Source organism: Mesorhizobium sp. M8A.F.Ca.ET.057.01.1.1 (assembly GCF_003952565.1).
Taxonomy (GTDB): domain Bacteria; phylum Pseudomonadota; class Alphaproteobacteria; order Rhizobiales; family Rhizobiaceae; genus Mesorhizobium.
Window position 1 is genome coordinate 391,612 of sequence record NZ_CP034454.1, and the last position, 14,014, is coordinate 405,625.

The 14,014-nt window shown below is 56.3% G+C and carries 10 protein-coding genes and 1 pseudogene; 9 read left to right on the top strand and 2 right to left on the bottom strand.

The features are described 5' to 3' along the window. The first annotated feature begins 457 nt into the window (after positions 1 to 457). The 3 genes and pseudogenes from EJ077_RS01700 to EJ077_RS32695 all read left to right on the top strand — a co-directional run bounded on the left by EJ077_RS01700 (position 458) and on the right by EJ077_RS32695 (position 1,842). Entirely contained in the window at positions 458 to 1,066 is a 609-nt protein-coding gene (locus EJ077_RS01700) for a helix-turn-helix transcriptional regulator (protein WP_245458611.1), read from the top strand. Then, positions 1,044 to 1,670, top strand: a pseudogene (locus EJ077_RS01705) (acyl-homoserine-lactone synthase). Before EJ077_RS01700 ends, EJ077_RS01705 begins: the two are co-directional and overlap by 23 nt. 22 nt (positions 1,671 to 1,692) lie before the next feature. Beyond that, complete coding sequence (locus EJ077_RS32695) at positions 1,693 to 1,842, top strand: transcriptional regulator domain-containing protein (protein WP_164897495.1); 150 nt, start codon at positions 1,693 to 1,695, stop codon at positions 1,840 to 1,842. 636 nt (positions 1,843 to 2,478) lie between these two features. On the opposite strand, the gene EJ077_RS01710 is transcribed toward EJ077_RS32695, so the two are convergent. Continuing rightward, a complete protein-coding gene (locus tag EJ077_RS01710) occupies positions 2,479 to 2,760 on the bottom strand; it encodes a hypothetical protein (protein ID WP_135929577.1) in 282 nt (93 codons plus the stop codon). A gap of 197 nt (positions 2,761 to 2,957) precedes the next feature. Here EJ077_RS01710 and EJ077_RS31785 point away from each other — a divergent pair, with 197 nt between their 5' ends. The 6 genes from EJ077_RS31785 (at position 2,958) to EJ077_RS01740 (ending at position 10,379) form a co-directional block, all read left to right on the top strand. Further along, a complete protein-coding gene (locus EJ077_RS31785) occupies positions 2,958 to 3,062 on the top strand; it encodes a hypothetical protein (protein ID WP_245458612.1) in 105 nt (34 codons plus the stop codon). Between the two features lie 1,385 nt (positions 3,063 to 4,447). Then, positions 4,448 to 5,359 carry a hypothetical protein gene (locus EJ077_RS01720; RefSeq protein ID WP_091597930.1) on the top strand — a complete coding sequence of 304 codons (912 nt, stop codon included), beginning with the start codon at positions 4,448 to 4,450 and terminating at the stop codon, positions 5,357 to 5,359. After that, entirely contained in the window at positions 5,356 to 5,823 is a 468-nt protein-coding gene (locus EJ077_RS01725; protein WP_091597927.1) for a hypothetical protein, read from the top strand. The genes EJ077_RS01720 and EJ077_RS01725 overlap by 4 nt, the downstream gene beginning before the upstream one ends. Next, a complete protein-coding gene (locus EJ077_RS01730; protein WP_135929576.1) occupies positions 5,824 to 7,824 on the top strand; it encodes a hypothetical protein in 2,001 nt (666 codons plus the stop codon). Positions 7,825 to 8,976: 1,152 nt separating this feature from the next. After that, positions 8,977 to 9,519: an SET domain-containing protein-lysine N-methyltransferase gene (locus EJ077_RS01735; RefSeq protein WP_135929575.1), complete on the top strand. Its 543-nt coding sequence runs from the start codon at positions 8,977 to 8,979 to the stop codon at positions 9,517 to 9,519. A gap of 122 nt (positions 9,520 to 9,641) precedes the next feature. Further along, complete coding sequence (locus tag EJ077_RS01740; RefSeq protein ID WP_135929574.1) at positions 9,642 to 10,379, top strand: class I SAM-dependent DNA methyltransferase; 738 nt, start codon at positions 9,642 to 9,644, stop codon at positions 10,377 to 10,379. A 750-nt stretch (positions 10,380 to 11,129) separates the two neighbouring features. Here EJ077_RS01740 and EJ077_RS01745 read toward each other — a convergent pair. Then, positions 11,130 to 13,574, bottom strand: a complete 2,445-nt coding sequence (locus EJ077_RS01745; protein WP_135929617.1) for a GcvT family protein — start codon at positions 13,572 to 13,574, stop codon at positions 11,130 to 11,132. Positions 13,575 to 14,014: the final 440 nt, after the last annotated feature.

Consider the following 14,014-nt stretch of genomic DNA (forward strand, 5'->3'; position numbering starts at 1 on the left):
TCGTGAGCGCCAAACGACTTGTTTTGCTGCTGTCGTCCGGTCCTCCCATTTGACCGCTGGCGTTGCGCGGCGAGCCCTGCCGGTGTACCTCCCCGCCGGCAGGGAGTATTTCCGAGACGTAGCAGGTCCACCATCGCGCCAGTGAATTTATTTTGAATAGAACAATATCATCCAAAGAGACGCTTGTGATGCCGAGCACCTGGACTTGCTGCCGCCTGCAAGCAAGTTGCCGAAGACCCAAGGAACGTTCTGACAAGGGCAGACATGCAATCTGTCTTCGAAAGATTTTTGGAACAGCTTTCGGAAGGCGTCGATGAGGTCGATTTCCACAACGCCTTGGCCTATGTGAGCTCACAACTCGACCTGCTCGCTTTCGCCTATCTCTCGCTGCCGCCGCGGCCAGGTGGCAAGCCCACGCTGATCTCCAACTATCCGGCGCCCTGGACTGCGCGCTATCTTGTACCAGAGCATCGATCCCTTCGTCGTGCGTGCCCGCTTCGGCGGATGCTCGTTTCGATGGGACCCTGCACTGGATGTTGAGCCATCGGTAGCTGAGCAGAGGGTCTTTGACGAAGCGGCGCAATTCGGCATCTGCTGTGGTTTGACGATCCCCATCATCGATCTCCGAGGCAATTTTGCTGCAATGACCTTTGCCGCGGACAAGCGCGATGCTGCATTTATCCGCGCCGCGGAACGCTATGAAGACGATCTCCCTTACGTTGCGACCCGTTTTCACATGTTCGTTCGACGAAAACTGTCGGCTGACCGGATCGTTGACGGTGTGCGTTTGACGGCACGCGAATACGAGTGCGCGCAATGGGCAGCATGTGGCAAGACGGCCTGGGAGATCGGCTGCATTCTTGGGATCACGCGCCGCACGGCCGCGTTTCATCTCGATAACGCAGAAGCCAATTGGTTGCGCGTCTCACCAATTCGAAATCCTCGCCTCACTGACATTCTCACCCTGTGCAACTGGACAGGCTGCGCAAGCGTCGAGCTTCGCCTCCACTGCCGGGGAAAGTTTCCCCAACGAGGAGGCCTTGATGATCCAACTGATTGCACCTGACAGCTACGAGGACTTTGCCGACGACCTGCATTCCATGCATCGCCTGCGTTACCGGGTGTTCAAAGTGAGGCTCGACTGGCAGGTGAAAGGAAATGGCGGCTATGAGATCGATTCATTTGACGCGTTCAGACCGCACTACCTGTTGCTGCGGGGTTTCGAGGGTCGGCTGGACGGTTGCGTGCGCCTTTTGCCCACGACGGGCGCGACGATGCTTCGCGACACCTTTCCCATACTGTTGGAAGGAAAGACGGCGCCTGAGCATCCGAACGTATGGGAAAGCAGCCGCTTCGCGCTCGATATTGGTTCGTCGGCACCGAAGGGAGCGGGTGGCATTGCAATCGCCACCTACGAACTCTTCGCCGGCATGATCGTTAGGTCTCTCGCGCCAGCTCAGTCATATTGTAACGGTCACCGACTTGCGCATGGAGCGCATCCTTCGTCGCGCCGGCTGGCCGCTTGAGCGGATTGGAGAGCCGCACACCATTGGCGTCACCCGCGCGCTAGCCGGTTTAGAAGTGTCGGATAAGATGCTCCAGGCGGTGCGGCAAACGGTGGCATTGGCGGTCCGGTGCTGTGGGCGCCGGTGCTTCGCCGGGTAGCATGATCACGCGGCGGGGAGCACAGTCATGCCCATATCTGTCGCGCCAGATGCCGATCAGGAGTGGCAGGATCGCTGCTCCTATGGCTGCACTGCTCAATTGACGTCGAATGGCTGGGCCTGGGAGTTCTTGCGTCGCAATCCGGCATTCCGGCGTGATCTGGCCGCTGCCCTCTAGCAGGCCAATACACTGTCTCGCGGAGCCCTTATTGACGTGATCGCTTCGGCCGGCGATCTTTCGCGCTGCGGTGTTTTGTTTCGCCCAGTCTTACGCACGCACTGCGGTCGTGTTCTGGTGTCCGCGCCGGTGCGCAAATGTATAGCCGGTCGTCGCGAAACAGCCCTCTGTATCGCCAACCGCGTCGCCGTTCGACCTGACGGCATGGTCATGCCGAGCAACAGTTCTACTGGGATCCTATGAGCATCAGCACGTCCATCTTCGCAAGGCGGAGCATACCCTCCAGCTCGCAGTTTCCGGAGCGGATATCCTGCGGCCCGCTTGCCTGCGTGCTGAGCTGGCCCGCGCATTCGCTTGTGGGCGCTCGAATGCCTCAATACCCTTTGTCTCGATGGAGAAATGTCCGGCCGCTTGGTTCCGCCTGAAAGAGTCTTATTTCTTCGCTCGACGCTCGAGCATCCCACCGCGACATTGCTGAAGCGCTGATCGGCGAAGGGCGCGTCCGGGCCAATGGAAGGATCCTGGCGATCATTAGCGCGATGGAAATCCGCAGCGCTGGCGTTCGTGGCCGCGCGCTGATGAATGGCGGGACCGAGACTTCCTCGTCTAAAATGGCGTCGCGACTCGCTTTGCAGTTCAGCCTTCGAACAGTTGCCTGCAACCGGTTGTCACCATCCAATTAGCGCGGTCGATATGGCTGCGGACTGCCTTGCGGGCGCGGACTGGTTCAAGGATCGGGTCGATGCCGAGAACGAGATTGGCCATTTCTTCGACGCTGAGATTGTCGGCGCAGGCGTCGCGGATGCACAGGTAAATGGTGCGATGTTGCCTGTCGTAGCTCGTGATGCTATCTGACCAGGGGACTTCGTCGCACAGAGTTGAGCTTCGGGTCTCATCTGTTCCCGTTGATCGATTCATGGCTGCTGCGAACCTCGCCAGTTAAGCGCTAACCCAAGCAATATATGCCAAAATGGGATAATTCGAAACGAGATTAGTCGCTGAGCCGGTCTTTCCTTGACCGGTTCCCCTAATGCCCAGATCTCTTCGGTCCCCCGCCACCAGCGGTTTCTGGCCCAGCTAATCGCTGCGCAAGGCAAAACCTGACCCAGGAGCAGGTGGCCGAAAAGCTTGGCCGTACGCAATCCTTCGTGGCCAAGTACGAGGGCGGAGAGCGCCGTCTCGATGTCATTGAGTTTTCTCCATGTAACTGCGGTGTTTGACGCTGACCCGTGCGATATTCTGTCCAGCCTCGTCATAGTAGGCGCCTGCGCGCCTTAAGACGCGCCGAGTGGTCATGAACCGAGCCCTTTTCTTCGGCAGGCTCAGGCGGTCTCGGCCATCCCGCTCGTCCCTGACGTGGGGCAGCCTTACTGAAACACGGGGCGCCCGACGGACCTTACTTCGTGCTGGAGCATCCGCAGTCGCCGCGCGCCCTTCGGCGAATGGCCCAGTCCGAGTGGAATGATCCTCGCGATCACATGCGCGACCGCATCCGCCGCCTCTTGTAACAGCGCGACCGCGTGGGCGCTCCGGGTCCCTCTTCGTCCCGGCCCTCGGATGCGGTCCGCCTTCTACGGCGGGCCTTCCCGGTCGCTTTCGCCGCCCACCCCGCCTCTGGCCTGATTCCGGGGGGAGGGCGTGATTGGCGTGCGGAGGACTAGACAATGCGTGCAAATAACAAGCGTTCCGGCAGCCGAGAGGCTGGCGCGGGCAAGGGCGGGCCTCAGCCGCCAGCATCTCAGGAGATCACAAACCGCATCATTGCCGAACTCGAGCGCGGCACCGTTCCCGTGGGGGGCAAGCCCATGCGAAGAATGTCGCTTGGCGGCCAACCGCAGGCTCTGTCTGAACGCCCATCTTGCGTCTAGATCGTTAGCATATGCAAACTGAATTTGACGTAGGCTGCGCGGCCATCAATCCTCACGAACACCCCGCAGATAGGCGTCCCAATTTTGTAAAAGGGCTTGAACGCCTACGCCGCAAATGCGGTAGCAGCATGCAAGACTGAAATTTTGAGCGAGCTTATGATAGAACCTGAATTGCCTGCACCTCTCGACAACGTTCAGGCACTTCGAGGTGATGCGGTCGATCGAGCACACTCGAACTCACGGACGGCAGTACCTCAAGGGCCTCGCTTCCGATCCGCGCGAACTCCGGCCGGGATGAGGGTTTCGCCGGACCGGCCGACCACGTTTGAGCGCAGAGACAAGGCTGCCGACATGATGCGCTCACATTAATTGACATGAACAGCGGCACCTCCCGCTTCGGAGAGGCGCTGTTCACATCGACGGTCGTGGTGCTGCATCGCGGGCGGATTGTCTGTAAGCGTTGAGCCGCACCTGACACATACGTCCTGATCCGTCACGAAGACTTACGCCGGCGCGATACGACGCGGACGTGAAGAGAGCTAGTCTTAGCCGTCCGCAGGAATGAGCAGACCGTATTCCGTTATTTGCAGAGGCCGTCTTGGCGGATTTACGAATCTTCTGGTACTCCGCGACGCAAGTCCGACGTTTGCAGCCTGACGTTGTGTTATGTCTTTGCTGTTTAGAGGACGACGTGCCTTCTACCGTCGCGGGAACAGTGCTGAATTCGGGGCGGTAAATTGAGTCTTTGGTATCTGGATTATAATGGGGATGCTTGGGAAGGCATTTGCAACGTTCTCCTCGGCACGAAATACGGGACGGATTATCAGCCCATCGGCGACAAGGGTGGCGATCTAGGATTGGACGGGCTCAATCTACGAGCCGGTACGGCATACCAGGCGTACGGGCAGGAGCCTGAAAACAAGGATCCAGTATCCGGCGTTCGCAAAAAGATCGGAACTGACCTCAAGAAGCTGCAACTGAACGAAAGCGAAATAGCCGCGATCATTGGTAGTAAGAAGCTTCGGAACTGGGCCCTGCTCCTTAACAAGGAAATTCCCCACAACGACCTGCATCGATACGCAAAGCAAAAAGAGACAGAGGTCAAATCGTGGGGCCTTTCCATCATAGATCCGGACTTTCAAGTATCCATTCAGACACCATCGTTTCTTGAGACGGAATGGCTGGAGTATCAAAAACGGCGCGACGACAGGATAGAAGTCACGGTTGAGGATCAGCCCGTCCCCGCGCTCGTCGTTTTGCGACAAAATGAAAATTTTAAGCTCGTCTATGAAAAGTTCCGTGTCATTACGGACAATGATGAGGAGGCTGAGCAACTTGCCTATTTCGAATTGAAAAACTTTCTGGAAAATTCGATTCAGCTCAGCGAAATCCAACGCCGAGAACCTGACTTCTTCAGCCAAATTGAGGAAATTCGTTCAGACATCGAAAATGATGCCGAGCAGGGCAGCATCGCGGTCGGCTCCTGGAACTCATTCTCCCACGTTAAAACGACGCTCGAGGCCCGTCTCAACGCTGTCGTAGGCAGCCGTCTCGGCACCAAGACGCTGAGCAGGATCAGGAAGTTTACGATTGCAGACTGGCTGGTTCGCTGCCCTTTGAGGTTTAAGAGGAAAAGGTCGCTGCAGTGAACCCTGCCGAAAAGATCGAAATCGAGTTCACCCAGCGACCCGTCGATGTGCCCGCCGACCTAAGGCTCTATCGGCGGCTAGCCATGGTCTGCATCTCCGTGTCGGAATGCTGCCGCGCCGGCTCCGCATCGTTCAAGCAGCTTCATTTTATCAATTCGCTATTCATAAACGAGGATTTCCGAGGTCCGTACATGGAGTTCAGATCGGTCAGATTTTCGCCAAGGATCCTTGCGCCGTCTGCCGACCCCTACCTGAACCGATGTGTGAACTATGCCATGGGAGCGGGTCTCCTCGATCAGAAGGACGTTCAGCGTGGCTTTAGGGTGGAACTGACCGATAAGGGAACGGACTTTGTGAAAAGCCTCAGGAGCCAACAACTGGCGCTGGACGTATTTGCACTGGCCAGGGAAGTAGGCAGGATCTCTGAGAACGAAGTTCAGACCGTCATGAGGGAGGGCATCTAAATGCATCTCAGATATAGTCGAGTACGCCTCGAGGCGAAGCTTTTCAACGGTAAGCTCGCCTCATGCGAGGTCGAACTTCGTCCCGGCGCAAACCTCATCCTGACGGACAGCAACACACAAGGCAAAAGCACGCTCGTCAACGCTCTCGCGGTCGGGCTAGGATTAGACGATCTCGTGAAAGGCAATGTTGCCGCTCTGGTAAAGGACACATTGAGGGGCGCACAAGGGGATCAAAGGATTGTCGAAGCGGCAATTCTCCTCGAGATTGCCAACGCTTCTAATGAACTCTTGACCATCCGTCGATCCGTCAAACCGGAATTGTCACGCGGGATGCTAGTTCGGCGCGGGCCGCTCAGCCAATGGAGCGAGGCCGGATTGGAGGAATATTATTTGGGGTCAGGATCTTACACGGACACTAGAGGTTTCCACCGTTTGCTCTCCGAGTTCATCGGCTTCCCGGAGGTTCAAGTTATCTCTCAAGACGACGGCGTGATGCGGCTTTACCTGGAATACATATTCTCCGCGATTTTCATCGAACAAAAGCGCGGATGGGCGGATATCATGGCGAACATGCCTTATTATCGGGTCCGTGATCCCAAGAAATCCACCATCGCCGAACTTCTGGGACTCGACTACATCAGGAACAATCTGCAACGGAATGCCCTTAGGCTGGACGAGCAACGGCTGAAGGCGCGCTACGACACCGGAATCGCCATTCTTAGACGTCACGTAAACGGCAGACAGTTTTCAATTAAGGGTATTCCCTCGGACATCGGCGTAGGTTCATTCAGCCCGCAGATATTCAGAGTGACGGAGGGAGAAAAACAGCAATCCCTGGCAGATTTGCTGTCAGCCGCTGAGGCAGATCTCGCCAGCAAAATCGCACTAGCCGATCTTACGCCTCCAGATCCTAGCCTGCAAAGTCGGATAGACGAGATCTCAAAAAGGATCACAGCGTTGGTCACCAGGAAGAGCGAGCTCGACAACGCGATAGCGGCCATTCGCGGCAACGTTCGTCGTTATCAGCAGCGTCTGGAGGTGCTCGCACGGGACCTGCAAAAGAACAAGGAGGAGCTGAAAATCCGCCGGTTGTTCAATCGGGACGAATGGGCGATCACAAGTGCGTGCCCGGTTTGCGAGCAGTCGATCGATGGCACGCTACTGTCGCAGATGCGCAGCTTTCCGACCATGTCAATCGATGAAAATGTCGAATACATTACCGACCAACGAAACCTCTTGCAGGACATCATTAGCGTCGAGATCGCCAGGCGTGAGCGTCACCAAGTCGAATCAGAGCAGCTTGGAAACGAAATCAGTATTGCTCTGACCCAGCAGTCGGAAATCCAAAAAAGCCTGGCTGGTACAATTCCATCGGAACTAATGGCGCGTGCCCGCGACATCGCGCGAATAGAGAACGCGATAGGGAGCTATCGCGATCTGCTCGACCAGACTAGCAGCGAGCTTGCCGCTCTTCTGAACATTTGGAACGAGTATCTTGACGTTGCTGGAAAGCTTTCGAAACTGAGGAGTGACCTGAGCGCTGACGACCAAAGCCTTCTACGGCAATTCCAAAGAACGTTCAGAGATTATCTCGGGCGCCTAGGTTTCAATTCTTTCGAGATCGGCTCCATGGTGATCGATGAGGGCTCTTTCATGCCGAGAGTCATCGTAAACGATCGTGACCGGCGGGTTCGGGCCGATTTCGGGACCTCGGCTAGTGACTGGATCCGCATCATAACGGCCTTCGTGCTCGCCCTTCACGCCAGCCGTGATAACTCCCAGAAAAGCAACCATCCGAATCTGACTGTTTTCGACGAGCCTGCCCAGCAGAACATCGACCGACAAGATTACCTCAAGTTCTTCGATATCGTCGCAGACGTTTGCAGGAAGGGGGGGCAGGTTATCGTTGCCGCGACTGACAAGGATCACGCGGTTCGGGCGAGGGCACAAGGCCTTCACATGCACGTCATCGATTTCGGTTCAGAGTATATTCTGCGATAGAGCTTCATCGCCTCCTCGTGCCTTTTGCTAACGGCCCACAGTGCGCCAAGTATTATTCTGCGCAGTATCCGCATCACGACGATTGCTGGCGCAACGCTTCATCGGCGAGGGGCTGCGGGCTACATCACTCCGAAACCGCAGTCGTTCAGCCGTTCATGGGGGAGCCCGGGAGCGGCTGCCATATTCTCGACGATACCGCGTATCTGTGCCGCAGTAGGGTTCGGCTCGGCTTGTGAGCAAAAGCCTACCGCCCCCGAGATGCAAGGGCTCGCCTAACCCGTGTCGTTCATCCAAGGGCTCGGCATCACCACCTAGGTCATTGGCGGCAAGCACTTCGGTGCAGGCGACGTTTGGGGCCTTGCGGCGCGTGCGGGTCGCTGACTTGAGGTGATGTGAGCCCGGCGGCCCACCTCGTCGAGGTTAGTCACCGAAATAACGCGCTGACCGGTGGCGAGCGGACTGACCGAAGACCTATCCACATTCTGACTTCGCCGAAAGAATGATACGGCCATCCCCGAGGTAGGCCGGATCGTTGCGCTCGACCCAGGCGTGAAAGATATCATCGCGAAACGAGGCTTTGGAGTCGAACCTCAGATCCCCGACATTCCGCCGACGACTCAACAGGGGTGTGAATAGATCGAGATGTAGTTCGCTGTTGGCCGGTGATGAACCTCGTTGTAGATGCTGCATCGTGAGATCGGAAGCTGTAAGTCCCAAGGAACTCGCCTGGTTCGATCGGGCCGATCCTATCGCCGTTCGGGCCGGATCCATAGAATACCTGCCGTTCGAACCCAAGATCGTTCTCATTTCGCAAGGCGTCTTTGATGCGCTCGCCGATCGGTTCCCATTCGAGTACGTGGTCCCGGCCTTGGAATGCGTGAACCGGGTTGGTTGGAGCGAAACGTAAGTCAACTACGAACCCACGCATATTGGTAGGTATGACGAGGTTGAGAACTAGCTATGTTCTCTCACGGAGAACAAGTTGTGGAATGAGCCATTGAACCTCGTCCCCTAGAAGCGCTTTACCGATCCCACGATGCGCTCCTTAGTCGGGATGCCGGTTATCAGAGGACGCGAAGTGGAGAAAGTATACTTGGATTTGGTCGAGGCCTCAATGGCACCTCCGTGAGGAGGAGGTTTGCGGCGAGAACAGTGGGCCTCGTAGCTGAGCGCTCGGTCAACACGCCGCCGACTTTCGTTGAAGTAATTGCTGGTGAATCGCGTCCGGAAGCTCAACGACTGCCCATCAGCTCCAAACTCAGGATTAAGAAGGTACACACGATGGTCGATAGGGTTTTTGATCGCAGTAACGCTCTCTATGTGAAGACAGTTCCCGGAAAAGGGCGTGGTTTATTCGCCAATATTAATTTTAAGATTGGAGATTTAATTGAGCGAGCTCCAACGTGGGAATTTGACGATCGACAAGCAAATGTCATAGATCTCACAGGAATACTTCAATATTACTTCGTACGTGGTGACAAAAATCTTGGTCCTTTGGCGCGCTATGTTGTGTTTGGACTCGCATCGCTAGTTAATCACTCTGTGAACCCTAATTCAGAAACAGTTTGGACTGATCAAGAATCCGGCGCATGGGCCAGCCTTGTAGCAATTAGGGACATAAAGCCGGACGAGGAAATAACACAAACATACACGAACATACCCGATTATCCGAAGACTATCAAGTTCGTTGAATGATGCGCGGCAGGTCGAACGGAGATGCCATATCTTGATAAAAAACCTGTTAACTTTGCGCTATGTAGAAAAATTGGTCAGTTACACTATGGCCTTAACTGACTTCCGCAATGTGGAGAATAGGAATGTCCGACAGTTTTGCCTATGACGAGAGTAGGGCTTACACATATGAAAAATTTACCAGCTTATTAGGGAAAGTTGCGGAGGCAGACGAAACTGCTGCCCTCCTCGAGCAACTTTCCAGAGGAGGAGGGGCTCTTGAGCTCGGTATTGGCAATGGGCGCGTAGCGGTGCCGTTGAGCGAGCGGGGAGTCAGGGTCGAAGGCATCGACAATTCAGACAGCATGTTAAAACTTCTCGCCAAACGTACTGATGTGATCAAAGCCTGGAAGGGGGACATTTCCGATTTCAGCTCAGAACAACGCTACGATCTGGTCTATTGTGTTTATGGCACATTCACCCTGCTCTCCACGCGCGAAGAGCAAATAGCCTGCCTTCGATCGGCTGCGGAGGCGCTAACAGAGAAGGGGGTTGTGGTAATAGAAGTTCGTGTTCCACCCTTGGACGGTTTTGTCGGCGGCCAAAAAACTACTACGATGTACGTTGATCATGAGAATACCTTTGTCAATGCGGTACTCCATGACCCAGTAAACCAGAACTTGACTTCAACCATCCTCTGGTTTTCTGGTACATCCGTCAGACGTTTACCACAACGCGTTCGGTACGTTTATCACCAGGAGCTCGATACAATGGCCGAATGCGTTGGGCTGGAGCTGGCGGAGCGTTGGGGAGATTGGGCGAGGGGCGCGTTCACCAATGAATCCAAAGGTCACATCTCAGTTTACCGGCGAACCAGCTTGTAGTTGGTGACCTGCCTCTGAAGGTTCGTCAGTGAGAGCCTCGGCGGTCAGCCGATGCCAATCTTTGGGCCGCCCTTGGCCGGACGCTGCCTGGGGCCATACCTCAACCTTGGGCCGGTACTTGCGCCGACTCAGTTCAAAAATGGCGCTGGCCGCGCGGTAAAGACCGCCCTGGTCTAAGTCCCCGCCATGCCCAGCGGCTACACCTATAACGGTTTGATCGATCCGCCCGGCCTGGGCATCATCGAAGAGACCTGGCCAAGACCGACATGACGCCTACCCATGCTGGGCACCACGTGACCACTGGCTGGTCGACAAAACTGCCACGGCACGCGGGCTAATTCATTCTGCTGTCTCAGTTGCCTCCTTTCTGTCACAGGGTCCGCGATTGCTGCTCAAAGCTCATCCCTCGCAAAGCCCTTATCTGGCGGCCTCATGTCGTCCCGAGACGACCGCGCTCTCGGTAAACGATACCTCTTGGCAACTTGGCGTCCGTTCGGCGAGTAGAAGAGTGACATGATAACAGTGCTTCTTGATCGCATTGAACGGGGAGGCCAGCATTTCGATTCGCCCGGAGATTACGCCCATCCCCTGCGTTCGCGCTCGAGCTGAATCCAGTCGAACACGTGGCATCCGCACCAATTGGCTCGTGAACCGCGCCTTCGAGGTCCAGAAGGCCGTTTATTAGGCGCGGCCTGCGAGCTTCGATACTTAGGATACGTTTATGCATGCCGAACGGCTCCAATTGGTATATCAAGCCCGCATCCGCTCGCCCTTCGGGTCATACATCGGTTCGAGGGAGACTTCCGCGGCATAGCACTCGCCGGCGATCTCAATCTCGTAAGAAGAGGAGAGCAGAGCTGCCTCGCTTTCGTCCTTGCACGGTATATAGCCAAGGCCGAGAGCTCCACCGAGCGTGTGCCCGTAGTCTCCGGAAGTAATCGTTCCGGCGATCCGACCGTCTCGGAAAGCGACTTCGTTCTTATGAAGTAGAGGGGCAGGGTCTTTAAGTCGGAACTGAACCAACCGACGGTCGAGTCCCGTCTCAAGTTTTCTCAGCACCGCATCGCGGCCAATATATCCAGGCTTTGCCGTCTTGACAGCGAAGCCCAGCCCCGCTTCGAGCACGTGATCCCCGCTGCCAACATCATCGGGGAGGTGCCGACATGCCTTCTCCATGCGGCACGAGCCGAGGGCATGGAGCCCACACAGCTTGAGTCCGACATCGGCACCCGCCGCCTCTATTACTTCGAACACATGCGCGGCTTGGTCAGTCGAAATGTAGATCTCCCAGCCCAGCTCGCCGACAGAGGCCACTCTATGAGCCCGCGCCAGACCCATCCCGATCTCAATCTCCTGCCAGGTGCTGTAAGGGTTGTTCTCGTTGGAGAAGTCATTCGGACTCACTTTGCCGAGCAGTTCGCGCGATTTCGGTCCCATCACTGCCAGGATGCTTTCCGACGCCGACACATCGACGATAACGACGAACTCGTCGCCTAGATGCCGCCTAAGCCAACAGAGATTGGTTTGTAACGTAAGGGCTGACACGACCAGCAGGAAAGCAGTCTCCGTGAGACGACTCACGGTCAGATCGCTCTCGATCCCGCCTCGCTCGTTCAGCATTTGCGTATAGACGATCCGGCCAACCGGCACGTCGACATCATTGGAGCAAAGTCGCTGGAGGAACGTGGTAGCGTCTCGGCCCTCCACTCGGATTTTTCCGAATGAGGTTAAGTCGAAGATACCAACGCGTTCGCGTATCGCCAGGTGCTCTTCGCGCTGATTATCGAACCAGTTTTGGCGATACCAGGAGTATCGGTATTCACGCTCCTGGCCGTCCTTGGCAAACCAGTTGGCTCGCTCCCAGCCCACCATCTCACCGAACACCGCCCCGCGTGCCTTGAGATGTTCATGAATTGGCGAGCGTCGAATGCCGCGCGCTGTTGTCATCTGACGAGCGGGGAAATGGTCGCCAAACGAGAGTCCCACTATCTCCGAAACTCGCTCTCTCAAGTACGAACTGTTTTTCTGTAAGGACGCCATCCGACGGATGTCCACGCCCGATAAGTCGAAAGGCGGCTCATCGTCATTCATCCACTGCGCCAGCGCCAAGCCCGCACCCCCTGACGCAGCTATTCCTGTACTGTTGTAACCACATGCGACCCAATAGCCCTTCACATCGGGAGCTTCACCGAGGTGGTATTGGTCGTCCGGAGTGAAACTTTCCGGGCCGTTGAAGAACGTACGAATACCGGCTGTTGCCAGCATCGGAACTCGCTTGAGAGCCTTCTCCACAATGGGTTCGAAATGCGCAAAGTCCTCGGGCAACTGATCGAAGCAGAAGCTTTCCGGGATGCCGTTCATCCCCCACGGCTTCGCCTTCGGTTCGACTGCCCCAAAGAGAATTTTCCCTGCATCCTCCTTGTAGTACGTATATTCGTCGAGAACTCGTAGGACCGGCAGTCGATTTAGCCCATCTATTGGCTCTGTAATCATGTAGAAATGTTCGCACGCATGCAATGGAACCGCGACGTCACTTCTGGCGCCGAATTCCCGTGCCCACATCCCCGCGCAGTTTACTACGTTATCTGTTTCAATTACCCCTCGCTCACCATCCTTCTCCCATGTCACGCCCGACACCCGTCCGTTCCTCGCCTGAACACCGGCTACCTTCACTCCCTCAAAGATTGCGGCGCCACGCTGGCGTGCGCCTTTGGCCAGCGCCATCGCGACGTTGCCTGGATCACATTGTCCATCATTAGGGAAATGAAGCGCAGCAGTGACATCAGACACATCGATATGAGGGTACATTCCCTCGAGTTCTCGCACAGAGATCTTTCGCGCCTCCACGCCGTAGGCGGGTGCGAGAGAGAGTTGCCTGTAGAGCTCGTGCTTGCGCTCTTGGGTAACTGCGATAGACAATGAGCCGACGCGGCGAAGTCCGGTTGCAATCCCTGTCTCTTCCTCCAGGCTCGAGTAGAGTTGCATTGAGTACTTGGTCAATTTCGTCATGTCGCTAGACCCGCGAAGCTCGCTGAGTAATCCGGCGGCGTGCCAGGTCGTGCCGCACGTAAGTTGCTTACGCTCGAGCAGGATCACGTCCGTCCATCCTAGCTTCACTAAGTGATATGCGACGGAGCACCCCGACACGCCCCCTCCGATTATGACGGCTCGTGCTTTGGAAGGCAGTGGCTTCATTTCCGATACCTCAACCCGGCAAATTTCTGGTGCGACTATCATTGTAAGCTCCTGTTCAGTTTCTTTTCGGCACCCTCGCCAGAGCCAGGGGAGCGCGCCGTCCAGTTGTTCGGGATGAATGGTGAGCCTGGCGAGACCACGAGGCCACCGCAGGTCTCTATCCCTTGTCGCCTTCGCGAAGAGTGCCCGGCCAGAGCCGCATGGCGGGCTGGCGGGCGACGGACCGCGGCCGTATGGCGCCAGGACCAGAATAGTCTTGGTCGGGCATGTAACGGCGGAAAGCACCTGTCCTGATCCGATGGCGCGCGCTTGGTCGAGCGAGCGCCATCGCAACTAAATTCTTTCCGATCCAAGTGCGGCTCTCTTCGGCGAATGAGTAGAAGGGATTGCTCTAGAAGTTGCGTTTGTGGTCACGAACTTTCCGGTATCGTCTAGCCGTA

What these genes read in the sequence shown, in the direction of transcription:
- EJ077_RS32695 (WP_164897495.1), top strand. Translation starts at nt 1,693, where the DNA reads ATGCCCATATCTGTCGCGCCAGATGCCGATCAGGAGTGGCAGGATCGC.
- EJ077_RS01710 (WP_135929577.1), bottom strand. Translation starts at nt 2,760, where the DNA reads ATGAATCGATCAACGGGAACAGATGAGACCCGAAGCTCAACTCTGTGC.
- EJ077_RS01730 (WP_135929576.1), top strand. Translation starts at nt 5,824, where the DNA reads ATGCATCTCAGATATAGTCGAGTACGCCTCGAGGCGAAGCTTTTCAAC.
- EJ077_RS01740 (WP_135929574.1), top strand. Translation starts at nt 9,642, where the DNA reads ATGTCCGACAGTTTTGCCTATGACGAGAGTAGGGCTTACACATATGAA.
- EJ077_RS01745 (WP_135929617.1), bottom strand. Translation starts at nt 13,574, where the DNA reads ATGAAGCCACTGCCTTCCAAAGCACGAGCCGTCATAATCGGAGGGGGC.